The organism is Acinetobacter sp. LF10, from assembly GCF_048585715.1.
Lineage (GTDB): Bacteria > Pseudomonadota > Gammaproteobacteria > Pseudomonadales > Moraxellaceae > Acinetobacter.
Window position 1 is genome coordinate 1,941,072 of sequence record NZ_CP184160.1, and the last position, 22,693, is coordinate 1,963,764.

A 22,693-nucleotide genomic window follows, 5' to 3' on the forward strand; every position below is an offset into this window, starting at 1 on the left:
TATTCAAAATTCATTTAACCTATTAATTTCTATTTTCATCATGGCATTTGGTGCTATTTTACTAACCACAACTTTAAAAAAATATTTACCTCCTTCTATTTCTTGGTTATCAATTTTTCTAATGATGACAGGATCTAGTTTATTAATTCTGCATTTAGTTCCTGTTCAAAAAACACCTCATTGGTATTTCTTTTTCAGCTTAATTTATTTAGGTGTTTTTTTCTCATTTGCTCAAGCAGTTTTATATAAATTCAATCAATCTTTTTCTTTCAAACTGATTTTTATTCTGGTTAGTATTTTTATTCCTATATTATTTTATTTCGCTTATCTAAATTCAAAATTAGAACTTACTTTACTTATTTCTTTCCTTTTTTCGGCGTGTATTGTTGGATTAAAATTTCCAAAAATCTTCGCTGTAAATAGCTATAGTATGATAGACAAAATGATCAAAATTATTTTTCTATCATCAGGTTTAATTTTTATAGCCCCTCTCATCGATCAGAAAATTATTTTTCAAACAGTGCACACAGATCATGATTGGTTTCAAATACAATTGTGCTTTTTATTTGGGCTGCTGATTTTTTCAACATTATTAATTATCAGTAATATCAAAGATATTTTAAATATTCATCAAACAGAATTAGAGAGAATGAGACGTCAGGAGCGACTACAATTTTCTCATGATTTACATGATATTTTAGGCAGCTCTTTAGTTCGTTCTATTGGTGTGATTAGCCAAAGCAAAGAAAATTTTGATAACCAACAGTTTTTATCTATTCTGAAACTGCTACGTGATGATCTCAGAGAAGTCATCGATAGTGGATCAAGTATCTCAGGTGAAGTTCCGAAAACACCTATTTTATGGGGAGCACCTGTTAGACATCGATTTAGTCAAATTTTCAATGAGTTAAGTATTCAATCTGTTTGGGATTTTGCAGAAGTTTGGCATTCACAACCTAGTGCATTGGAATGTTTAACATTATTGCGGATTACAGAAGAAGCACTTACCAACGTCATCAAACATAGTTACGCCCAAAAAGTGATTGTTCGTTTGTATTTTTCTGACCTTAAACAAATTATTTTAGAGATTGAAGATGATGGTATCGGCTTTAATGTCGATGAAGTGAATAGTGCAAATGTCAATATTGGTTTACGTAGCATGAAAATTCGTCTTGAGAAAATTCACTCTGTCATGGATGTTCAGTCCAAACGTGGTCAGACCATCATTCGAGTCATTCAGAGTTAATTATGATGAATTGATAAATATAAAGGAGCTACAAGCTCCTTTATATTTATTGCACGGTTGCAGTTAACTTAATTTGGTTGTTATTTGAAACCATATCCATTTTTTGGATGCTTAACCCCATTTGAGAGAGTTGCATTAAGAAGTTTGCAAGAACAGCATAATTTTGATGTTCAGCGACAATTTGAATTTGCTCACCATTCTGCTGTGAAGAAACTGATAAGCCTTGTTGTTGTGCCGTACGTTGAATTTTATCTGCCGCTGATAGCTCCAGATCATTTGCAGGTTTCATTGTTGCTGCATTACTTTGCATCCAAACCGTTAAATCTTTTAATTCATTTAAACGTTTTTGCTGTTGCTCGGCCAATGCATGCATTTTCCATAATGCAAAACCAATAATCACAACAACTAAAAAAACTGTTGTGAAAATTACCATCACGCGTTCACGTACAGATAAGCTCTGTAAATATTGATTTAAGGTTTCAATTTTTTGATCGAAACTATTTTGTAGACCTGTTAATGCTTTCATTATTTTACTTTTACCACCCCAATCGCACCAATCGAATCTGCTTGAACGTTACCCAATTCAGCTTGGAAACCTTGTTGGTTTAATTGTTGAGTTAATCCTTGTAAGTCATCTGCGGATTTAGCTTTTAATGACATTGCTAAAGTCGAAGCATCATAATTGACTTGCTGAGCAATGATCTGTTTCTGCATTAAAATCGGTCCTACTCTACTCAACAACGAAAGTGCTTGTGTATCACCCAGCTGACTCATACGTAATTGACTTTCAAACTGACTTTTAATGTTCTGCTCAGTAACGCGACTATTTTCACCAAACCAGAATTTATATTGATCTATTGCCTGAGCCGATGTCTGATCAGCCACTTTTTTTAGTTTAGACCAACGCAAAGCATCATAACCCAATTGAACAAAAATGACGGCAACCAAAACCAATGCTGAAGCTTTCCAATAACCTGACCACTGAACTTCTGCATTCTTGGATTTTGGCAAAACATTAAATGGATGCTGTTTTGCTTTTGCCAAGGGCTGACATTGGTAACTAAATTCAGTGTATTGATCATGGCTTAAAGCAGCCATAACAGTTGCTAATTCAGTTGAATTAAGATTTGCCAGCTTATAGTTCGTTTCAGGTGTTTGAAACTCAAGGAATAATCCCAAGTCATCCACTGAATTACCAGACCATTCCGATTCTCTTACCAATAAGTGATCATACAGGTTTGCAATCACCACTTGGTTTTCTTCTGGTGTTGGTAAGATTAAAAAATCAGGTAGGAACGCTGCAATTTGAATTGGCAAAAGACTAAGTGCGTGTTGCCATGTCTCAACTGTGGAATGAGCCACACCCATCACATTAAGCTGATCATTTTGAAAATGATGAACCACCTTCATTTGATCAATTGGCAAAGTCACATATTCTTCTAATAAGTATTTAAGCCCTTCTTGCCCTAACTGCTTGTAGTGCATTTTTGTCATAGGTTGTTGCAAGATTTGTGCATTACGGCTTGGAAAATAGACCACTGCCTCTTTTCCATTATGCACTTGTAAGTCCTGAATCAACTGCTCAAGACTATTTGCCTGTAACCAATTTTCCCCTGCCGACCAATACCATGTTCCATTGGTTTCGGGCATCCATAAATACAGCATCGGTGTTCAGTACCCTTATCCTATCGCGGATATATAAATTATAGTGTTGGTATAAAACGATTCTTTTGTGTTGATAAACCATTGGCAATCACAGCTTGATCATAAATACGTGCTTCTGCTAATGCAAACGGATTAAAATTCTCGTGGGTCAATTGCTCTGCGATATGTGCAACTACATTCATATGACAGACCACAGCAATAGATTCATAGGGTAATTTAGATAACCATTCAATTGCATCTTTAGCATCATCATCAGGTTTAATTTTATCGCAAATTAAAACAGGAATACCGTGAAAATGAGCTTTGATGTGTGCCAAAGTTTCTTGGGCACGTAATAGCGGACTAACAATAAAAATTTCAGGCTGAATGACATCTTTTAAAAAATGTCCTGTTTGCTCTGCTTGCTGATGTCCACGCACTGTTAATGGGCGTTGCATATCATTACCGTTAATTGCTGGAGATGCTTCACCGTGACGTACTAAAGTTAACTGCATAAAACGACCTTATTATTTATACCTATATATTAACAATGATTGATGACAGTTTTCTGATTAAACTTCATGATGTGGTAAAACAAATTCTACATCACTACGATGACCATTTTTCATTAATGATAAAGCGATCGTCATTGGTGGCGCGTTTTCAAAGATAACTTCATATAAAGCATTGGTAATCGGCATGTAAACATCCAGTTCTTGTGCTTTAGCACGTACTTGGACAATGGTATTAATCCCTTCGGCTGTTTGACCTAATTCTTTGGTTGCTTGATCAAGTGTTTTACCCGAACCGAGCGCAAAACCAATTTGATAGTTACGACTTAATGGACTATTACAAGTTGCAAATAAATCACCTACACCAGAAAGCCCTAAAAAAGTTAAAGGATTTGCACCCTGCTTGACTGCAAAACGACTCATTTCCGCCAAAGCACGGGTTAAAATCATACTTTTGGTATTTTCACCGATGTTATAAGCAGCACCCATCCCCATAGCAACTGCATAAATATTTTTTAATGCTCCACCCAGTTCTACACCGTGTACGTCATCGCTACCAAACACACGGAATAACGCACTATGCAAAGCATGTTGTACCGCATAACGTACCAATTCCGATTCACTTGCAATCACTGTTCCTGATGGCATACCTGCCATAATTTCTTTGGCTAAATTAGGCCCTGATAAAACGCCGTAAGGAACTTCTGGTAATTCTGCGCGAATAATCTCACTCATGAAACTAAAGGTTTTTGCTTCAATACCTTTGGTTAATGAAACTACTGCTTGGGCTGTAATAAACGGCGCAATTTGTTTTAAAACATCACGAAATGAGTGACTAGGAATTGCGACTAAAATAATATCTCGATCTCTTACTGCTAATTCTAAATCAGCAACAGCGCGCAAAGCTGGCTCTAATGGATAATCAGGTAAATAACGTTTATTAATATGTGTTTGATTAATTTCTTCTGCTACAGCCGCATCACGAATCCAAATCATGGTATCGCAACCATTGCGTACAGCTAAATTTGCCATTGCTGTACCAAAACTTCCACCACCTAATACAGTAATTCTTAATGCTGTTTTTTGATCTACTGCTACAGGCTCAACTAAATCACTAAATTTTAACTCTGTCATTTTTTTTCCTGAAACCAATTTCTTTCTTTAATCATTCATCAATAAGATTAAACTTGTTGCCATACTTTTAAAAAATCTTGACTCTCTATTTCTGCACGAGGTGCAATCGTTTTAGCGGCTGTTCCAATATAAATAATACCAGAAATCAAATCTTGCTCTTTTAAGCCAAATTGTTGCTTAAGCCAATTGGATTCTACAACTGCACCAGAACGCCACATACTCGCAAAACCTTGTGCTTGTAATGAGAGTAAGAAGTTTTGAACAGCAGCACCCGTACTTAAAATTTGTTCGAAGTGCGGAACCTTTGGGTGATCTTGGATCGTGGTTAAGGCTAAAACAAGTAAAGGCGCGCGAAATGGATGGTGCTTCACTCTTTCTAATTGTGCAGGATCATTTTCGCCCATATCAGCTAAAGCATTTGCTAAAAACTCACCAAAAGCCGCTCGTTGCTCAGGTGTTACAACCACAAAACGTGTTGGTTTTAAACGATGATGATCAGGTGCAGTCAACGCAGCTTGTACTGCTTTTTCGAGTTGTTGTAAATTTGGCGCTGGTTCAACAAGCTGACCAACAGATTGACGTTGATGAATATTTTGATGAATTGTCTCTATATTTGAGTCCGTCATTGACATGAATCTAACTAACACAAGGATTTGTTTAGATTAGCATAATCTAGCCAATTTCCACCACGTTTAATCCTTGCTTAATCATCAATTTGAGAAATTTAACAGAGCGCTACTACAAACTGTACATAACCTGCAAAAGCAATTTAAAATAATATGTTCAAATAATCCAATTAGATAACTACTTGAGAACAAGCAATGAAAAAAACGTTAATCATGAGTTTATTAGGCGGATTGGTACTTGGGCTCACCGCATGTGCATCAACTCCAACCAACACCTTAGCGATCCAAAAAGAAAATAATCAATATGAAGTGACGGGAATTGGTAAAACCAATTTGATCGCTAAGAATAATGCCATTAGTGCCGCTCAAAAAACTTGTACCCGAAATACATCACCAGTCGTGGTTGATGAGAAAACTGCATATCAAGGCGTTTTAAAAGGTGTAGTCGATGAACAAACAGGCAAATTGGTTGAAGCTGCTGCGGGTGTAATCGGCACACTTACTGGGAAAAATGCTTCTCTAGCCAAAGATGATGATTACCAAACGACATTGACCTTCTACTGCAAACCTAATGCTTAAATAAAAAAAGCCGATGTGATCACATCGGCTTTTCTCATTGTGGAGGAGCTTACTGAGCTTCGCTCGCCGCCTCTTCCGAAGCTGAGTTTACTGCTTCAGCATTTTTCTTATCTTGTAATTCTGGCTTATCAATGGCATCAATGGCAGCTTGTTGCTCTGGAGTAGTCGGTGCTGATACTTCTGAAGCTACTTGTTCTTGCTGTTCAACATTTTTTGCTTCTTCTTTCTTTCCACATGCAGTTAACATGATTGGAGCAATAATTAAAGCGGCAAGGGTTAATTTCATTTTCATCACGGCTTTCCACAGTTACTTGGTTAAGTTGATGACAATCATATTGCAAATATATGACAATTTGATGACAAAATAAAAGAGCCGATTTGCATCGACTCCTTTTTTATCTTTCGTTATATATCAAAGGGTAAATCTTTATTAAGCACGCTCAAGCAGTACAGCGACCGCAGGTAATGTTTTGCCTTCTACAAATTCTAAGAATGCACCACCACCCGTTGAAATATAACCGATTTGATCTGCAACTTCATATTTATCAATTGCTGCGAGAGTATCACCACCTCCTGCAATTGAGAAACCAGCTGACTCAGCAATTGCCAATGAAAGTGCTTTCGTCCCTTCACCAAATTGATCAACTTCAAATACGCCTACTGGACCATTCCAAAGAATCGTTTTTGATGTTTTTAAGATTTCTGCAAAAGCTTGTGCCGTTTCAGGACCAACATCTAAAATCATGTCAGTATCTGCAACATCTTCTACTTTCTTAACAACTGCCTGAGCATTTGCTAAAGAACCCAAGAAGTCACTGAAGTCGATTTGAGTTGCATCAGCAACAACGACATCAGTTGGTAATGGAACACTTACTTTTGCAGCAATTTGTTTTGCAGTGTCAATTAAATCAGCTTCGTAGAGAGATTTACCAACATTGAAACCAGCAGCGGCAAGGAATGTATTAGCAATACCACCACCCACAATCAATTGATCACAAATGCTAGAAAGTGAATTTAATACATCGAGTTTTGTTGATACTTTAGAACCTGCAACAATTGCTACCATTGGTTTTTCAGGTGTTTGCATTGCTCGACCTAGCGCATCTAATTCAGCGGCTAATAACGGACCAGCAGCAGCAACTTTTGCAAAACGTGCTACGCCTTCTGTTGACGCTTCTGCACGATGAGCAGTACCAAATGCATCCATAACAAATACATCACAAAGTGCTGCATATTTTTGCGCAAGCTCTTCTTTGTTTTTCTTTTCACCATGATTGAAACGTACATTTTCAAGTAATACCACTTGACCCGCTTCAACCTCAACACCATCTAAATAATCAGTAAATAATTTAACATCCTGACCCAAAGCAGTGCTTAAATAAGCTGCAACTGGTGCAAGTGATTGCTCTGGCTTTGGCTCACCCTCTACAGGACGACCAAGATGAGAAAATACCATTACCGCAGCGCCTTTATCTAACGCAGCTTTGATTGTTGGTAATGCAGCACGTAAACGTGCATCGCTGGTAATTTTCCCATTTTTTACAGGAACGTTTAAGTCTTCACGAATAAGAACACGTTTACCTGCTAAATCAAGGTCAGTCATGCGCTGAAAATTCATGGATGGCTCTCTAGTTGATTTTAAAAACGGCACAATTTTAAATGATTCTCTGAAATAAAGGTGAGTTTTTTTGCAGAAAAGCTGTCTAAAATTTCACTTTTGATTATCATAATCATCGTCATTAAATCTTTGTATTCTTATGTCTATTCATCCTGATCCAAAAATTAATCGTTTAAATGTTCTTGGCGAACCTTTATCTAGTTGTTGCTTTGACCCGATCACGGGCTATTTTCGTAATGGTTTTTGCCATACGGCGGTCACGGACTTAGGTCAGCACACCATGTGCGCGCAAATGACTTCAGATTTCTTAAATTTCTCACAAAAAGTTGGGAATGATTTAATTACGCCTTTACCAGAAGTGGGTTTCCCAGGATTAAAACCAGGTGATTTTTGGTGTATTTGCGTTACACGTTGGGTTGAAGCATACGAAGCAGGTCATGCCCCACCAATTAAATTGAATGCTTGTCATAATGCTGTTTTACATTATGTACCACTGAATATTCTCGTGGAATATGCGGTCTAATGAATCAGTTTGAATTGATTTTGGCATCGAGCAGCCAAACCCGTAAAGACTTGATGGATCGTTTAAGGCTCGATTATCATTGCATTTCACCCGATATTGATGAATCTGCAATGGGTGAATTGCATGCCGATGATTTAGCTAAACGTCTCGCTTTTCAGAAAGCGCAAGTTATTGCACAACAACATCCAAATGCGATTGTGATTGGTTCTGATCAAGTCGCTTGGCGTGAACACGCACCATATGATTTTATTGGTAAGCCTTTAAGTGTTGAAAATGCCATTCAACAATTACAAGAAAACTCAGGGAAAATCGTATTTTTTAGCACCGCTCTCAGTGTTCAGCACTTGCAATCAGGGTTTGAAATAACACTGGTTGAGCATTACCAAGTGAAATTTCGTCAACTGACGCTGGCTGAAATTGAGCGTTATATTGAAATAGATCAGCCCTTGCATTGTGCGGGTAGTTTTAAATGTGAAAGCTTAGGGATTAGCTTATTTGAGAAAATGGTTGGTGACGATCAAACTACGTTGATGGGTCTACCCATGATTCAGTTATGCAAGATCTTACGTGCTTTCGAGCTTAAGGTTCCTTAGAAAACCTTATCTAAGCTTATTGAGACAAGGTGTTTTTTCAGATCAATTAAGTTAGATACAGCTCTGATCCCTTTTTTCACTATAAACACGTATAGCCACTATCCTGAAGGCCTTGTTTAATAACCTTTGCATTCTCTTCAGGCATTGTTTCTTTTAATTGTTCGATTGATTTCTGAAAATATGGATGAACTTTAGATTGATTAGCTATATAAGTAATCCTTTCCGCTGCCTGTACCGCATCACAAACAGTTTTTTTATCTTTTATTTTATTCAAATCAAAATCATTATCTATTAAAACTTCAAATCCATTCATTAATGCAGGCATATCGCTATAAATAATTTTTAATAAAGCATAAAATTCCTTCATATCTTTTTTTGTTGGCTCTGCTTCATAAGCCTGTGTTGAGGTTGATCCCATCAAAGCGATTAATGCAAGAAATAGCGAAATCTTTTTCATTTTATAAGTTATTGCAAAATATATGAAAAATTAGTATAGCATTTCATTATTAGCACTGAAAACTACATTTATGAACCTTTATTACAGCATAACAAATTATTAATATGCGATTTTGCTTTAACGCTATCAAATTTTAATACTAACCGCTTATTTTAGCCACACCCTTACCCAAACCCAATTTGGATAAGGGTAAACCAACTATTCTTCAACTGAAGAAACTCTTTTCGACAATGCAAACCAAATAAAAATCGACAAGATCAAGAACAAGAGCGCAGCCACGTTCAGCACTGAACGATGCGATTGGCTAAAAGCCTGTTTTGCAGCTTCAATCACATGCTCAGCAATCACTGGCTGTAATTGCTTGGCAGCTTGAACCGCCTCACCAATCGAACTGCTTACCTGTTCAATGATGTTATGTGGCACATCGGTTGGCACCACAATCGAGTTTGCATAAAACCATGACAACATCAAACCGAAAAAGGCAATTCCCAGACCCGCCCCCAGTTCATAAGCCATCCCTTCAATTGCCCCTGCTGCTGTGGCTTTACTTGGTGGAACTGAGGACATAATTGCAGAAGTTGAAGCCAATAATGCAATTTCAACATTCAGACCCAATACCACCATCCAACTCCAGACCTGTATCTTCGCCTGTATAAAGTCGGTATTTGCCAAGCCCCATAAACTTAAAGCACTCATCAACATACCAAGCGATGCAACTGAGCGCAGACCGAAACGGTTGACCAACATACTAGCGACTGGGCCTCCTAAACTGATCGCAATCATAAAGGGTAGAATAAATGCCCCTGCTGCCAACGGTGAAAGCTGATAAACGAATTGCAGTTCCTGAGAAATCAGCAATTCAAAGCCAACCAAAGCCATCATTGATACAATCGCCATCACTACACCTGTCGCAATCACGGGATGTTTGAATAATTGAATATCAATCATTGGAGAGGTTGATATGAGCTGTGTACGAATAAAGCCAATTAATAAACTAAAACCCACTGCAAAGATCAAAACTGACCAGATGCTAAAGCCGTGCATCACAGTCTTGATCGCATAGATCATACTTAGGATGGCAACCACCAATACAATAGCTTGTAACAAGTTAAGATTCTGCTTCGGTTGCCCTGCCTGTTTCGGAATGACAAATATAGTAAAAATAATGACAGCAAGCATAATCGGAACATTAATCAAGAAGACTGAACCCCAATGAAAATGCTCCAATAGAAAACCACCCAATAATGGACCAAATGCAGCACCACCGCCGCCAACTGTAGCCCAAATGCCTAGAGCAAAATTACGTTGTTTTTCATCAAGAAAAGTATTACGAACCGCAGATAAAGTGGCAGGCAAAATCATGGCTGCACCAACAGCCAATAAAGCACGAGAACCAATCAGTGCATATGCGGTAAAAGAAAAGGCAGCGGCCAATGATGCTAGACCAAATAAAATCCCACCAATCACCATGAGCTTTTTAAAGCCAATACGATCTCCCAATGCCCCCATCGGCAAAATAAGACCTGCCATGACCAAAGAATAAATATCAATAATCCACAGCAACTCATTTGCCGATAATGAAAGTGACTCACTCAACGTCGGTGTTGCGACATGGAGGACAGTTGCATCAATTGATACAGGGAGGTAGATCAATACAACGATTGCAAGAATTAACCACTTGCTAGACATAAATTTCTCTAAATTGGACACGCGTTCAAATTAGCATTATTATAGCCAAAATTGGACACTTGTCCAATTTCAAAATATACGTTATTTTGTTCGTGTTTGTGACTATCGCCTAAGGCGCTGAAAGTATGGCTTATTTAAATAAAGAACAACGTCGTGAAATGATTCTACAAGCAGCCATGCAGGTTGCCTTGAACGAAGGTTTCTCTGCAATGACCGTTCGCCGTATTGCAACTGAAGCTCAAACCTCCACAGGACAAGTCCATCATCATTTTGCTTCTAACTCGCATTTAAAAGCAGAAGCATTTATTAAGCTTATGCAGCAACTTGATGAGATTGAAAGCCAAGTGAATACAACAAATTATTTACAACGTCTTTCACTTCTACTTGGATGTGAAAATATTGAACAAATTCAACCCTACTTACGACTGTGGAATGAAGCTGAAGTTTTAATTGATCAGGATCAAGAAATTAAATTTGCCTATAATATTGCAATGCAAGATTGGCATCTTTCGATTGTACGCATGATTGATGAAGGTCAAGCTCAAGGGGAATTTCAATTTGACACGAATAGTCATGATATTGCTTGGCGATTGATTGCTTTTGTCTGTGGTCTAGAGGGTATTTATAAGTTAGGTTTGACGGGTTTAAATGAGGTAGATTTTAAAAGACATACTGACGCGATTATTCAAGCAGAACTATTCGAAAACAAAACCTAAATAAGTGAAATAAAAATGAAAGTATAGTCAAACCACTTTATTATCCATACATGATTCGAAAAAAACTCGAAATAACTCATCGACTGAGTTGTATTAGTTTTATAATGATTTGACTATACCATTTTTACAAAGTCCAAGACTCGATTTGTTTCTATTTCAAATGGATGATCTTGCCGACATCTATCCTTACGTAACAACAACTTTAACCCGTTATATGATTTGGGAACCTGCACAAAGCTTTAAAGAGTTGGAGCAAATCGGTCAAAAATGGCTCATTGCTGAAACAAAGTATACCGACCGTCATTTTGTTTTACGTGATAAAGAAACCCATCTTTTTATGGGCTTGATTGGTGTTCATCATTTACACACTTCGACACCAGAATTTGGCTTATGGATTCGTGAAGATTGCCACAATCAAGGTTTTGCCAAAGAAGCAATTTATGAAGTATTTCGTTGGGCTTCTAGCCATCCAGTTCAATATTTTTTATATCCAGTTGCAGTCGAAAATCAACCTAGTCGAAAACTAGCAGAGTTTTTAGGTGGAACTATTGCTGGATACAAGACGGAAAGAAAATATGAGTCGGTGATTTATCATATTCCACCGTTTGATATAGGGTAAATTAAGTCAATCTCAGCTTCAGAAGATACTAGCTGAATTAGCCAATTTTCAAAAGTAGACCAATGTTCTGTATCATCCAACCAAGTTTCAGGATCATCTTCATGGGAAAATATAGACATTTTATCCGATATTGCTTCTCTTAAATCAAAACCTATAACATCCCCTCTACCAGTATTTGAAGCGAACAAAAATAATTGAGGAAATGGATTTTCCATCTCTAAAAAAACGTCAGAGGAAAAATTATATATTTCATCCAAAGGTATAAAATCAAAACCCAAACCAAAATTATCAACATAAAGCTGAGAAGCCCCAACCTCTGATAAAAAATACTTAAAACTATCAGGAAGTATGAGATTAAATTTTAATTCAAAAGAGGTGATTTCTTGAAGAGTATATAATTTGATTAGATGAAACTCATAAACTACTCCTGATGGAAATTCTATGGGTTTGCCCTGACTAGCATTCAATAACACTTTTAACTGAATGCAAGCATCAACAAATTTACTCATCTAAGTACCTAATTATATTTCACTGATTTATCTTAAATTAAAACCACCCTTTCTTTCCATTTAAAATAGCATCTGCACAACGCAAGGTCTCTTGGCTTAAACCCCACAAACGATAATCACCCGTTGCAGAGGTAATATTAAAATTATGCGTATAAGCAAAACTCAGTTCACGATCTGGATCACACCATGCCCCTGAGCCATTAAAACCAACATGTCCAAAACCATGTGGCGCACGTTTGCCCATCGTCAAAATACGGTGATAACCCAAACGCCAATGCATTGGAATTGGCATCACTCGATCACGTGCTTTAGATTGTACGGTGCTTAACTGCTTAAACACTTCAGGACGAATCAATTGTTGACCATTCCACTGCCCTTGATTTGCAAGCATCGCATAGACTTTTGCCAAACTATCTGCGGTAAAGACTCCATTTGCCGCTGGAATAACAGCTTGTAAACCAGCATCACTATAGAAGCTAAAATTACGCATGCCTTTTGGAATCATGGCATCTTGGAAATCTTGAGGGCTTTGTCCTGAAAGTTCTAAGAATTTTTCTGACAATGAGGCTGCACGTGGTTGATCTGTTTTTTTAACTTGTGGCTTAGGTGTAGATGGCTTTTTAGGTTTTTCAAGTAACCGTGCTACTCGCTGCAATTCAGAAGTTGGTGTCCCAAAATATGCACCATCCAATTCAAGTGGTTGCACCAGATAACGCTGCATTAACCAACTTAAAGGCTGTTTTGCTGCTTTTTCAATAAGCCCACCCACGAGCCAACCATAAGTCAACGGTTGATAAGCAAAGCTTTGTCCTGCTGCAAAACGTGGTGTAGCAGCCGCCATTACTTCTAACATATGCGACCAATCCAACATTTCTGTTGCTGTCTCAATCGTATTGCGGATATCGAATAAACCACTTTGATGCGATAAAACATGACGCAATGTCATATTGGCTTTACCATTTTGGGCAAACTCAGGCCAATAATGTGCAATAGGCTGATCATAATCCAGTAAGCCTTCGCTCACTAAAATATGTGCAAGCGTTGCTAAAATTCCTTTGCCTGTGGAATAGCACATTGCCAAAGTATCAGATTGCCAATCTTGTTCTTGAGATTTTTTACCTGTAAAAATATCGACAACTTTCTGACCTTTGAAATAAACCACCAACGCAGCACCACCCTGATGGCTTCGTGCATCTTGCAAACGGCTGAATTGGGTTGCTAAGTCAATAAAACGCTCATCAACCTTGCCATGATAATTATGCGTATCGGCAAATAAAATCTCTTTAATCAATGCACACATCCTTATGATATTTATATTTTTTAGAATAACCCTCTTGCGAACAAAAGGGCTGACTCAATAATACTATTCAGTATTAAAGTGCTTTTACTGTTCCCGCAACATGCGGCTTTTTAGATTTAACGTTACGAATCAAGAAATCAGTTTGTTTTGATTCAGCAGCTGTTAAAAACTCAACAGTTGATGGTAAATACATTGGCAATTTAAACCAAACATCTGCTTCATAAGCCGCAGGTAACTCAATGCTTGCTAACGCTTTCGCCTTACTCCACATGCCATGTGCAATCGCTTGTTTAAAACCAAAGGCTTTAGCTGTGACAGCATGAATATGAATCAAGTTAAAATCACCTGAAATCAAGGCGTAACGGCGACCAGTATTCTCAGAAATATTCCATTCTGCTTTTGGCTGATATGCAGGCTCTTTAGATTCTTTCGATTTTTCAGAAGCTTTTTTCTCAGTTTTTTGACGTGATAAATAAGTCGTTAAACTTTCCATCACCACTTCACCGCCCACTTTGGCAGTTGTAATGAAATCGAATTGTAAGCCTTTATCATGTGGCTGAAGTTCGCCAAATTTACATGACAAGGTAATTTGCTCATTTACAGCGATTTTACGTGTTTGTTTGATTTGGTTACGAATATGTACCAAACCTAAAATTGCGAATGGAAATGCTTCGCTGGTCATCATGTGCATTTGCAAGCTTTGAGACAACACAGCTAGATAAATTGCAGGAACAAAACCATCATTTTTAAAACCACAAATTTCGTTATAGCTTTCTAAATGTTTTGCATCAATGTTAAGTGTATCTACCACATATTCAACTTGTGGTAATACTTTTTCGCCTTTTGGCTTTTTAAAAATTAAACCTTGAATAACTTTCGGATAAGCTAAGTAAGGCTTTGGTAATTGACTAAAATGGCGTGTATTCATAATGAACCTTTCTATATTTTTATAAAAAAGGGATGCACAAGCACCCCTCTTCAAAACTTTTAACGCTTAAGCGCCCAACAAGCTTTGACCGCATACGCGAACAACGTTGCCTGTCACACCTGTTGAACCAGTAGAAGCATACCAAGCAATTGCTTCAGCAACATCTACAGGTAAACCACCTTGGTTCATTGAGTTCATACGGCGACCTGCTTCACGAATCGCAAATGGAATCGCGGCAGTCATTTGAGTTTCAATGAAGCCTGGTGCAACCGCGTTGATCGTAATACCATTCTTCAATGTTGGTGCAGTAAATTTAACCAAACCAATTACGCCTGCTTTAGACACTGCATAGTTGGTTTGACCCAAGTTACCCGCAATACCACTGATTGATGATACACAAACGATACGACCATTTGCATTTAAACCATCATTAGAAAGTAAGTAATCGTTAACACGTTCAATTGCAGACAAGTTAATGTTGATGACTAGATCCCAAAGCTCTGGCTTCATGTTTGCCAAAGTTTTGTCACGAGTAATACCAGCATTGTGTACGATGACATCCAAACCGCCTTGTTTAGCAGCAGCAGTTTTGATTTTCTCGCCAGCGTCAGCAGCAGTAATATCGATTGCCAATACTGAACCACCAATTGAACCCGCAACACGCTCAAGATCAGCTTGTTGTTGAGGAACATCTAAGCAAATCACATGTGCGCCGTCACGTGCCAATACTTGTGCAATTGCTTCACCGATACCACGGCTTGCACCTGTTACGAGTGCAGTTTTACCCGCAAGTGGCTTAGCCCAATCTAATTTCACTGTTTCTGCTTTAGAAATACGGATCACTTGACCAGAAACATAAGCTGAACGTGGTGAAATTAAGAAACGTAGCGTTGATTCCAAGTTTGCTTCTGCACCTTGGTCTACATAAACCACTTGAGCAGTAATACCTTTTTTGAATTCTTTACCAGCAGACTTCACAAAACCTTCAAGCGCACGTTGTGCAATTGCTTGTTTTACAGTCTTTGCTGTTTCAGGTGTTGTACCAATGACAATCACACGACCTGAACTTGAAATTTGGCGAGCGATTGGATTAAAAAAGTTATACAACGCTTTTAATTGTTCTGAATCTTGGATACCAGATGCATCAAACACCACTGCTTTAAATTTAGACTCTTTATCATCCGCATTTAAAGGACGAAGATTTAAACCTACTTTTGCAGCCGTTTGTTGTAATTCAACATTATTGCCGACATAACTATCTGCATGGATATTGCTAAGAACTTGTGCAATAGAAGCAGAAATAGTGCTTGAAGGTGCTGCGCCAAGCAATACGGCACCATTTACAACAGGTTGGGCACTTTCAAAACGATCTAAGCTAACTGGCGATGGTAAACCTAAATTTTTTACAACAAATTTACCCAAAGGTGATTGTGTAAATGCTTGGTATTGATCGGTCATGATTATTATCTCTCATACAAATGAATTTTTTACAAACATCTAAACCATGTCAGCAAAATAACATGAAACCAATGTTTGATTGACTCACAATAAATCATACTTGACTTCATGTCTGGATGTCTTGACCTGAATGTGGTCTAAAGCGTCATTCTAGTCAATACAGCAGTATTGGAAATATGCTATGGTTATAGCAAGAATATCGCAATTATGCTTGGAAAAGCCTTATGAGCAAAACAACTCAAGAAAATCCAGCAGTCGAGAATTCTGCTCAAGAGACTGTGTCAAATACATCAAAAGCAACTTCTACTCCAAGTAAAAGTTCTGACGCAACTCCTAAAGCAGCAAGTACGACAACTAAAACGACTCGTCCTCGTTCTAACAGTCGTAGTACAAAAAGCACTGCTTCTTCTACATCTACAAAAGTAGCACCAGCTAAAACAACCAAACCTTCTGTTCAACAGGATAAAATCATGAGCCAAAACACTGTTCGCCGTGTTGCCATTATTGGCGGTAACCGTATTCCTTTCGCACGTTCTAACGGCGCTTATTTTACAGCTTCTAACATCGACATGTTTACAGCTGCATTAAACGGTTTGGTTGAGCGTTTCAACCTACAAGGTCAACGTTTAGGTGAAGTGGTTGCTGGTGCAGTATTAAAACACAGCCGTGACTTTAACATGACACGTGAGTGTGTGTTAAATACTCAACTTGCTCCTGAAACTCCAGCTTGCGATCTTCAACAAGCTTGTGGTACTGGTTTACAAGCTGCATTCCAAGTTGCAAACAAAATTGCTTTAGGCCAAATCGAAGTAGGTATCGCTGGTGGTGTTGATACTACATCTGACGCTCCAATCGCTTTCGGTGATGGTTTACGCAAAGCATTGCTTGAACTTAACATTGCTAAAACTGGTAAAGATCGTTTAAAAGCTTTATCTAAAATCAACGTTAAAGATCTTATGGATGCGCCTAAAAATGGTGAACCACGTACTGGTTTATCTATGGGTGATCACCAAGCAATTACTGCTCTTGAGTGGGGTATTGCTCGTGAAGATCAAGACGCTTTAGCTGCTTCTTCTCACCAAAAAATGGCGAAAGCATACGAAGAAGGTTTCTTCGATGACTTAATCACGCCGTTCTTAGGTTTAAGCCGTGACAACAACTTACGTGCTGACTCTACTGCTGAGAAATTAGCAAAATTAAAACCAGTATTTGGTAAAGGCGAAGCTGCAACAATGACAGCGGGTAACTCTACTCCACTTACTGATGGTGCTTCATGTGTACTTTTAGCTTCTGAAGAATGGGCTAAAGCAAATGGTCACGAAGTTCTAGCTTACTTAACTTTCTCTGAAACAGCTGCAGTTGATTTCGTTGGTAAAAAAGAAGGCTTATTGATGGCGCCTGCTTATGCAGTTCCACGTATGCTTGAGCGTGCTGGCCTTAAACTTCAAGATTTCGACTACTACGAAATCCACGAAGCGTTTGCATCACAAGTTCTTTCTACGTTGAAAGCTTGGGAAGATGAGAAATTCTGTAAAGAGCGTTTAGGCTTAGATGCACCTTTAGGTTCTATTGATCGTAGCAAATTAAACGTTAAAGGTTCTTCTTTAGCTGCGGGTCACCCATTCGCTGCAACTGGTGGTCGCATCATCGCGACTGCTGCGAAAATCTTAAACCAAAAAGGTTCAGGTCGTATCTTAGTTTCGATCTGTGCTGCTGGCGGTCAAGGTGTAACAGCAATTATTGAAAAATAATCGTTAGCTTGCATACTAAAAAGCTGAATCAAATGATTCAGCTTTTTTATTTAGATATTAAAACTCATAAAAATATTTATACTTATCTTGGTCTTTGAAACTTCACATAATAATCATTTAAAACTTTAATCGCTTGTTTGAGTTCTTTAAGATTTTCTTCAGTGTTGCCCAACCGCTCAACAAAACGTTGTGAATGCAATTCCAAATCAATCTTTTCATTAATTTGTGGTGCAATCCTAAACAGCTTCTCTAGATCATCAAATCGATCTAATTTTCGGTTTGAGAAATATTCCAAACGAAAGCCCAACTCATTCAGCACCACACCATGCAGAATCGCACCTTTCTCTACATCAAATGATAAAGCATGTTCTTTTAAAAATAACTGCTCAGGTGTCTCTTTGGTGCTTTTGAATAGATTGGTCAGTTGGCTTAACATTTATAAATCACATCACTATATTTCGATTGTATTAAACAGCTAAATACATCAGAGAAGCAACAAGCTACGGCGCTGATAAAAAAAGCATCTTCTAAAAGATGCTTTTTTACAATTTATTCTATTATCCGTACTGCTTCTTGAGGTACTCAACAATTTTAGCTGACTCAAACATTTTCACACCTGTGTTCGGATCAACCAAATACGGAACTTGAATATCTCGTCCCATCACTTCAACAACCTTTTCACGCTTCCCATTCGGTAATGGAATATATTGACCAGGTTTTAAACGCAAAATTGCTGGTCCAATATCTTGCCAACGTTCTTTCGCAACATTATGCAAAATATAGGGAATTTCCAACTCAGTCAGAACTTCACGAACCAATCGTGTATAGGGACTTCCTTCAAAACTCCACAACTCAAGTAATTGCTCTGGTGCTGCTCGATTAACAATTTTCTTGTTAATCCATACACCACGTGCTGCATTTGCAAGTGAAGCTAAAGCAGAAACATAAGGAAGCTTTGGATAGTGGCTGAATTTTTTCGGCGTTTGCCCTGTTTTACCGTAGTGCTTGAATAGATGGTGGATAATCTGTTGTGACTCGTATAACTGATCACCCGTGTTTTCATCAATCAAAAAAGGAAACTGTTTCTTACCACCTTTTTCCTTGACGATTTGGCGATATTTTTGACCACCTTTAGGACATGGATAAATTTCCACATCTAGGTTCAGCATGGTAATCACTTCACGGACACGGCGACAAAAGGGTGAACCTTCAAACTCATAAAGTTTTAACGGTTTCGAAGGCTGATTCGGTTGTGGTGTTCCCATCACACCTCTTCCGCCTTCAATTAAAGTTGCAACAACAGATTGTAAAACCTTAAATTGATGATTCGCCATTTTGAGCATATTGCTATCCTTTAGCAGTCAACTAGTTTTTCTTTCGCGATTACGATGCCATTATTATCGGCATAGATATAATCGCCAGAATTGATCGTCACACCACCAAAATACAATGTAATATCAACTTCACCTATGCCCTTACGATTACTTTTTTGTGGAATTGCAGCCAATGCATGCACACCTAAATCAAGTTCGGCAATTGCATCAACATCACGCACACAACCGTAAATCACAACACCATTCCAATGATTCTTCACAGCTGATTCAGCAATCAAATCGCCCATCAAAGCACAGCGCATCGAAGCACCACCATCAACAACCAAGACTTTTCCTGCACCATCTATTGCTAAAAGCTCTTTTACGCGTGAGTTATCTTCAAAACACTTAACTGTTACAACCTGCCCACCAAAGCTCTTGCGTGCACCATAACTCTTAAAAAACTTACCGTCTAAAGATGGTGTTACGACCTGTAAATCTTTCTCAGGATTATCATCTAACAAGTCGCAAGTTACAAAAGGAATCGTAGTCACTGAAAAATCTCCATTATTGGGTTTGTTGTATCATCAAATTATCGTACAGCTTAAATGCTGCTGTCTGAGTTTGAGCTGCATTTAGCATAGTATGCGCCAATTGTTCTGCGGTTACAGGCTTATATTTAAACGGCTTGGTCCAAGTTTTTTCGACCAATTTAAATAGCGTTTGTGCCACATCTTCTAAAACTCGTACTTCACTACGCTTACCAATTAAGAGTGACGGTTGAAAAATTGAGAGCTTATACATCGACAAGCTTTTTAAGTAGTTTTCTAACTCGCCTTTAACTTTATTATAGAAAACTGGTGAATTAGCATTCGCTCCTAAAGCACTGACCACTAATAAATGAATATTTTTATCTTGGATTAAATCAGCAAAATGAGCGTTAATTTCATAGTCAATTGCGTAAAATGCTTGTTTCGATCCAGCTTGTTTAATCGTGCTACCTAAGCAACTAAATGCATAAGTATAAGTACTTACATCTTCATCATTCAAAAGCAAAAAATCTTCTAGAATAAGCTGGCTTACTTTGCTATAAGATTTTAATTTATCTGAATTTTTCCTTACTACAACAGTTACAGAACTAAAATCATTTGACTGTTCTAATTCAGCCACTAGCGCTTCACCCACTAGCCCGGTAGCACCAATAACAATTGCCTTTTTGTCACCTATTCTCATTTTTATTTATTCCGACTCATAACTAAGCCTAATGTAACGTTTTCTTGCAAGATTATCACCTGTTAAATGTACTTAAAAGTATCACAAGGCTTGACTTCGGGGCTTAGTTTCCTCAAAATATGGCACTTGTTTACGGGCTGGTGAATGTTGCCAAGATTTTTTGGTTTTAACTTCAGCCCGCCCAGACCAACTTATTTTCAAGGAGTGCACGAGTGGCAAACTCTGCTCAAGCTAAAAAACGTGCTCGTCAAAACGTTAAAGCACGTAAACACAACGCAAGCTTGCGTTCTATGGTTCGTACTTACATCAAACGTACTGTAAATGCGATCGCTGCTGGTGACTATGCTGTTGCTTCAGAAGCTTATAAAACAGCTGTACCTGTAATCGACCGTATGGCTGATAAGGGCATCATCCACAAAAATAAAGCTGCTCGTCACAAGAGCCGCTTAAACGCTCAAATTAAAGCTTTAGCTAACTAATTTGATGCATGTAAAAAAGCCCGATTTTCGGGCTTTTTTATTGTCTTCAACTTAGTAATGCAACGTTAGTAGTTTCTTAATTTTAAATTGCACAATTAAATCATACTTTTCCAAAATCTTATTTATTCTGAAAATCCTTAATGACCAGTTCATGCTTTTGACCACGCCAAATCCATTTTAGCTTACTATTGCTAAAATCCTCACCTTCAAACCACACAAATAAGCCCTCCATCATCTCAGGCCAATCCGACTTATCAATTTGTGTTTGACCTGAAATCACTGCAACGATCGCAGCAATAATGGTGTCGTGACTAACAGCCAAGCTTAAACCTTGATGTTGCGTCGGATGGGTGTGATATAACAGCTCCAAAACATCAAAAACGCCTGTTATAGGATGTTTCATACCAGGCAAAGCATTGTTCACAAAACTATTAATAAACCCTAATGCACCTTGTTTACGAAAGTAAGGGGCTGCTTGCTGAATATCCAGCACAAAGCTTCCGGGTTCTACCAACAATCGCTGCTCAACAATTTCAATTGTATGCGTATTTATTGCCTCATGAATCCCATCTGCACCTTGAATCATTAATGCAGCCGTATCAACACAACGCTGAATTGGACTAGAGATACAATGCTGAATTGCTCGATCCGTATTTTTAATAAGATATTGACCCCATGCATAAGCCAAATCTCGACCTTGCTCCGTTAATTGCAAGTCATAGCCAGCAAAACCCTGCCCATTCACCAACTCACGTAAAGAGTGACGAGTAAACAAAGTGACAGGTGTTGAAGCATCTGGCAGTAAATCAATTGCTTCAAACATGCTTTTGGGCAATAAATGCAGGGCCATATTCACATACAAGCTTAAATTTAGCTCACTATACCACGCACGCTAGAAGACTCAATCTAAAATGCCCGAATGCGCCAACGCCTCGTAAGCAATTTTTTTGCAATATTGATCTCTAAATGCGATAAAACCACCATTCAAAACAGTCTCACGCTGATTATATTGAAATGGTTTTCCATCCAGAGTCATCAATCCACCACCAATACTTTCAAGTAAAGCTTGTCCTGAACTCGTATCCCACTCTGAAGTTGGATGAAATCTTGGGTAAATATCAATTTCACCCTCTAACATCATGCAGAACTTATAGGCACTCCCTGCCTCACGTCTTTCTACAGCACGATCTCGCAAAATTGGTTCGATAAAGTTTTTATATTTGGGGTTTTTACTGCTATGGCTTAAACCAATTTGAAGTGGTGCTGCCAAATCATGTTCTTCGATCTTGTATTGAAACCATTCTTGACGGCTAAAACTATACTTATAAGGTAACTGTGACTGATAACCAATATACATGACCTGTTCACAGGGTACGGCAATAATTGCAAAAGTCGTTTCATTACCCTCGATCAAGCTTAAATTAATCGTAAATTCATCACGCTCATGAATAAACTCTTTCGTACCATCCAAAGGATCGAGCATCCAGCAACGTGACCAAGCAGATCGAGCAGAATAATCACTCTCCTCTGACAACACTGGTAACTCTGGCGTAATTTCCGCTAACTGCTTTAATAAAAAACGATTTACTTTCAAATCTGCCTGAGTCACAGGCGAATCATCACTTTTTTCCTGAATATTAAACTCACCACCCGCACAATAATTTTGATATTCTTCCAATAATATTTGACTTGCCTGCGCCATGATTGGCACAAGTTTCAGAATAAATTGATCTTGTGGGGCAAGCGTTTTAATAAACATAGATCAG

Annotated in this window: 27 protein-coding genes; 8 read left to right on the plus strand and 19 right to left on the minus strand. The window is 38.1% G+C overall.

Annotated elements, in window-relative coordinates:
• Window positions 1–649: 649 nt before the first annotated feature.
• Entirely contained in the window at window positions 650–1,246 is a 597-nt protein-coding gene (locus ACN19N_RS09400) for a sensor histidine kinase (RefSeq protein WP_269230153.1), read from the plus strand.
• A 46-nt stretch (window positions 1,247–1,292) separates the two neighbouring features.
• Here the strand turns inward: ACN19N_RS09400 and gspM are convergent, their stop codons facing one another.
• The 5 genes from gspM to ACN19N_RS09425 are packed head-to-tail and all read right to left on the minus strand — an operon-like array spanning window position 1,293 to window position 5,162.
• The gene (gene gspM / locus ACN19N_RS09405) at window positions 1,293–1,772 is read right to left on the minus strand and encodes a type II secretion system protein GspM (RefSeq protein ID WP_004661518.1); all 480 of its coding nucleotides are present in this window, start codon (window positions 1,770–1,772) and stop codon (window positions 1,293–1,295) included.
• Complete coding sequence (gene gspL, locus ACN19N_RS09410) at window positions 1,772–2,911, minus strand: type II secretion system protein GspL (RefSeq protein WP_420001199.1); 1,140 nt, start codon at window positions 2,909–2,911, stop codon at window positions 1,772–1,774. The genes gspM and gspL overlap by 1 nt, the downstream gene beginning before the upstream one ends.
• Before the next feature lie 38 nt (window positions 2,912–2,949).
• The gene (gene sixA, locus ACN19N_RS09415) at window positions 2,950–3,405 is read right to left on the minus strand and encodes a phosphohistidine phosphatase SixA (protein WP_336937175.1); all 456 of its coding nucleotides are present in this window, start codon (window positions 3,403–3,405) and stop codon (window positions 2,950–2,952) included.
• 57 nt (window positions 3,406–3,462) lie between these two features.
• Entirely contained in the window at window positions 3,463–4,536 is a 1,074-nt protein-coding gene (locus ACN19N_RS09420; protein WP_004661512.1) for an NAD(P)H-dependent glycerol-3-phosphate dehydrogenase, read from the minus strand.
• A 47-nt stretch (window positions 4,537–4,583) separates the two neighbouring features.
• Window positions 4,584–5,162 (minus strand): nitroreductase family protein, encoded by a 579-nt coding sequence (locus tag ACN19N_RS09425; RefSeq protein ID WP_269238120.1) that lies wholly within the window; start codon window positions 5,160–5,162, stop codon window positions 4,584–4,586.
• Between the two features lie 195 nt (window positions 5,163–5,357).
• On the opposite strand from ACN19N_RS09425, the gene ACN19N_RS09430 reads away from it, so the two are divergent.
• A complete protein-coding gene (locus ACN19N_RS09430) occupies window positions 5,358–5,741 on the plus strand; it encodes a hypothetical protein (RefSeq protein ID WP_269230147.1) in 384 nt (127 codons plus the stop codon).
• Window positions 5,742–5,790: 49 nt separating this feature from the next.
• On the opposite strand, the gene ACN19N_RS09435 is transcribed toward ACN19N_RS09430, so the two are convergent.
• Together ACN19N_RS09435 and ACN19N_RS09440 are read right to left on the minus strand one after the other, a co-directional pair.
• The gene (locus ACN19N_RS09435) at window positions 5,791–6,033 is read right to left on the minus strand and encodes a hypothetical protein (protein WP_269238122.1); all 243 of its coding nucleotides are present in this window, start codon (window positions 6,031–6,033) and stop codon (window positions 5,791–5,793) included.
• Between the two features lie 138 nt (window positions 6,034–6,171).
• A complete protein-coding gene (locus tag ACN19N_RS09440; RefSeq protein WP_420001200.1) occupies window positions 6,172–7,359 on the minus strand; it encodes a phosphoglycerate kinase in 1,188 nt (395 codons plus the stop codon).
• A 139-nt stretch (window positions 7,360–7,498) separates the two neighbouring features.
• On the opposite strand from ACN19N_RS09440, the gene ACN19N_RS09445 reads away from it, so the two are divergent.
• The gene (locus ACN19N_RS09445) at window positions 7,499–7,882 is read left to right on the plus strand and encodes a DUF2237 family protein (RefSeq protein ID WP_004680899.1); all 384 of its coding nucleotides are present in this window, start codon (window positions 7,499–7,501) and stop codon (window positions 7,880–7,882) included.
• Window positions 7,882–8,475: a Maf family protein gene (locus tag ACN19N_RS09450; RefSeq protein WP_420001201.1), complete on the plus strand. Its 594-nt coding sequence runs from the start codon at window positions 7,882–7,884 to the stop codon at window positions 8,473–8,475. Before ACN19N_RS09445 ends, ACN19N_RS09450 begins: the two co-directional genes overlap by 1 nt.
• Window positions 8,476–8,554: 79 nt before the next feature.
• Here the strand turns inward: ACN19N_RS09450 and ACN19N_RS09455 are convergent, their stop codons facing one another.
• Together ACN19N_RS09455 and ACN19N_RS09460 are read right to left on the minus strand one after the other, a co-directional pair.
• On the minus strand, window positions 8,555–8,932 hold the full coding sequence (locus tag ACN19N_RS09455) for a hypothetical protein (protein ID WP_420001202.1): 378 nt from the start codon (window positions 8,930–8,932) through the stop codon (window positions 8,555–8,557).
• A 198-nt stretch (window positions 8,933–9,130) separates the two neighbouring features.
• Window positions 9,131–10,621 carry an MFS transporter gene (locus ACN19N_RS09460; RefSeq protein WP_420001203.1) on the minus strand — a complete coding sequence of 497 codons (1,491 nt, stop codon included), beginning with the start codon at window positions 10,619–10,621 and terminating at the stop codon, window positions 9,131–9,133.
• 125 nt (window positions 10,622–10,746) lie between these two features.
• Between ACN19N_RS09460 and ACN19N_RS09465 the strand changes: the two genes are divergently transcribed.
• Together ACN19N_RS09465 and ACN19N_RS09470 are read left to right on the plus strand one after the other, a co-directional pair.
• Window positions 10,747–11,337, plus strand: coding sequence for a TetR family transcriptional regulator (locus ACN19N_RS09465; RefSeq protein ID WP_420001204.1), 591 nt, complete (start codon window positions 10,747–10,749; stop codon window positions 11,335–11,337).
• 109 nt (window positions 11,338–11,446) lie between these two features.
• On the plus strand, window positions 11,447–11,956 hold the full coding sequence (locus ACN19N_RS09470; protein WP_269238128.1) for a GNAT family N-acetyltransferase: 510 nt from the start codon (window positions 11,447–11,449) through the stop codon (window positions 11,954–11,956).
• Here ACN19N_RS09470 and ACN19N_RS09475 read toward each other — a convergent pair.
• The 4 genes from ACN19N_RS09475 to ACN19N_RS09490 all read right to left on the minus strand — a co-directional run bounded on the left by ACN19N_RS09475 (window position 11,929) and on the right by ACN19N_RS09490 (window position 16,151).
• A complete protein-coding gene (locus tag ACN19N_RS09475) occupies window positions 11,929–12,465 on the minus strand; it encodes an SMI1/KNR4 family protein (protein WP_269238129.1) in 537 nt (178 codons plus the stop codon). The two genes, ACN19N_RS09470 and ACN19N_RS09475, sit on opposite strands and share 28 nt — an antisense overlap.
• Window positions 12,466–12,502: 37 nt before the next feature.
• Complete coding sequence (locus ACN19N_RS09480) at window positions 12,503–13,756, minus strand: serine hydrolase domain-containing protein (RefSeq protein WP_269238130.1); 1,254 nt, start codon at window positions 13,754–13,756, stop codon at window positions 12,503–12,505.
• 82 nt (window positions 13,757–13,838) lie between these two features.
• On the minus strand, window positions 13,839–14,693 hold the full coding sequence (locus tag ACN19N_RS09485) for a MaoC family dehydratase (RefSeq protein WP_004661494.1): 855 nt from the start codon (window positions 14,691–14,693) through the stop codon (window positions 13,839–13,841).
• Window positions 14,694–14,759: 66 nt separating this feature from the next.
• Window positions 14,760–16,151, minus strand: coding sequence for a 3-oxoacyl-ACP reductase (locus tag ACN19N_RS09490; RefSeq protein ID WP_269230091.1), 1,392 nt, complete (start codon window positions 16,149–16,151; stop codon window positions 14,760–14,762).
• A 224-nt stretch (window positions 16,152–16,375) separates the two neighbouring features.
• On the opposite strand from ACN19N_RS09490, the gene ACN19N_RS09495 reads away from it, so the two are divergent.
• A complete protein-coding gene (locus tag ACN19N_RS09495) occupies window positions 16,376–17,902 on the plus strand; it encodes an acetyl-CoA C-acetyltransferase (RefSeq protein WP_269238131.1) in 1,527 nt (508 codons plus the stop codon).
• Window positions 17,903–17,984: 82 nt separating this feature from the next.
• On the opposite strand, the gene ACN19N_RS09500 is transcribed toward ACN19N_RS09495, so the two are convergent.
• The 4 genes from ACN19N_RS09500 to ACN19N_RS09515 form a co-directional block, all read right to left on the minus strand.
• Window positions 17,985–18,338 (minus strand): hypothetical protein, encoded by a 354-nt coding sequence (locus tag ACN19N_RS09500; RefSeq protein WP_269230089.1) that lies wholly within the window; start codon window positions 18,336–18,338, stop codon window positions 17,985–17,987.
• Window positions 18,339–18,459: 121 nt separating this feature from the next.
• Window positions 18,460–19,245: a glutathione S-transferase N-terminal domain-containing protein gene (locus tag ACN19N_RS09505; RefSeq protein WP_046739193.1), complete on the minus strand. Its 786-nt coding sequence runs from the start codon at window positions 19,243–19,245 to the stop codon at window positions 18,460–18,462.
• 11 nt (window positions 19,246–19,256) lie between these two features.
• Window positions 19,257–19,769, minus strand: a complete 513-nt coding sequence (gene rraA / locus ACN19N_RS09510; protein WP_420001205.1) for a ribonuclease E activity regulator RraA — start codon at window positions 19,767–19,769, stop codon at window positions 19,257–19,259.
• A gap of 13 nt (window positions 19,770–19,782) precedes the next feature.
• A complete protein-coding gene (locus tag ACN19N_RS09515; RefSeq protein WP_420001206.1) occupies window positions 19,783–20,448 on the minus strand; it encodes an NAD(P)H-binding protein in 666 nt (221 codons plus the stop codon).
• A gap of 212 nt (window positions 20,449–20,660) precedes the next feature.
• Between ACN19N_RS09515 and rpsT the strand changes: the two genes are divergently transcribed.
• The gene (rpsT, locus tag ACN19N_RS09520; RefSeq protein ID WP_004639414.1) at window positions 20,661–20,927 is read left to right on the plus strand and encodes a 30S ribosomal protein S20; all 267 of its coding nucleotides are present in this window, start codon (window positions 20,661–20,663) and stop codon (window positions 20,925–20,927) included.
• A gap of 118 nt (window positions 20,928–21,045) precedes the next feature.
• Here the strand turns inward: rpsT and ACN19N_RS09525 are convergent, their stop codons facing one another.
• Both ACN19N_RS09525 and ACN19N_RS09530 read right to left on the minus strand, forming a co-directional pair.
• The gene (locus tag ACN19N_RS09525; RefSeq protein ID WP_420002373.1) at window positions 21,046–21,777 is read right to left on the minus strand and encodes a histidine phosphatase family protein; all 732 of its coding nucleotides are present in this window, start codon (window positions 21,775–21,777) and stop codon (window positions 21,046–21,048) included.
• A 51-nt stretch (window positions 21,778–21,828) separates the two neighbouring features.
• Window positions 21,829–22,686, minus strand: coding sequence for a 3'(2'),5'-bisphosphate nucleotidase CysQ family protein (locus ACN19N_RS09530; RefSeq protein ID WP_269230085.1), 858 nt, complete (start codon window positions 22,684–22,686; stop codon window positions 21,829–21,831).
• Window positions 22,687–22,693 lie beyond the last annotated feature (7 nt).